Source organism: Polaromonas sp. P3_C2 (assembly GCF_056402675.1).
On the sequence record NZ_JBFUGX010001064.1, the window covers coordinates 1 to 924 of the forward strand.

Here is a 924-nt window from a genome sequence, read left to right on the forward strand (position 1 = left end):
GTAACCATTTGTGCACATGGAGCAACCCACAGGCCGATACGGCGTCCACGAGCCGTCGACGTCATCCTCTTTGAAACCGGCCTCCAGCAATGTCTCGCGAGGGATATCAGCAGGAGACTTGCAGTTAGGGCAAAGCCGGCGAGCAAGGCGCTGGGCCGTGATCAGAATCACGCTTGAAGCAATATTAAAAGGAGCAATGCCCATGTTGCGCATACGCGTCAACGTGGTGGGTGCGTCGTTCGTATGCAGCGTGGACATGACCATGTGGCCGGTCTGCGCGGCCTTGATGGCGATATCAGCCGTTTCAAGATCGCGAATCTCACCGACCATGATCATGTCCGGATCCTGCCGCAAAAAAGCTTTGAGCGCGACAGAAAAAGTCATGCCAGCCTTGTCATTCATGCTGACCTGGTTGACACCGGGCAATGTGATTTCGGCGGGATCCTCAGCGGTGGCAATGTTGACACCCGGCTTGTTCAGAATATTCAGGCAGGTGTACAGCGACACGGTTTTACCGGAACCCGTGGGCCCCGTCACCAGCACCATGCCGTAGGGTCGCTGAATCGCGGCCATCAGGCGCTCTTTTTCAATCGTTTCATACCCCAGTGCATCAATGCCCAGTTTGGCGCTACTCGGATCCAGAATACGGATAACGATTTTTTCGCCATACATGGTCGGCAAGGTGCTCACCCGGAAATCGATGACCCGATCGGGGCCGATCTTGAGCTTCATTTTGCCGTCTTGCGGTACGCGTTTTTCCGAGATATCCAGCTTGGAGATAACCTTGATGCGCGCGGCAAGCTTTTCCTTGATGGCGACCGGTGGTGACGCGATTTCGCGCAATTCGCCGTCCACCCGGAAGCGCACCCTGTAGGTATGTTCAAACGGCTCGAAATGCAGGTCGGAAGCGCGCATGCTGAAAGC

The 924-nt window shown here is 55.7% G+C and carries 1 protein-coding gene; it reads right to left on the minus strand.

Annotation, left to right across the window (positions count from 1 at the left end; all coding sequences use genetic code 11):
* The coding region (locus AC1DWI_RS24575; protein WP_477726103.1) for an ATPase, T2SS/T4P/T4SS family at positions 1 to 924 on the minus strand (924 nt) is incomplete at both ends.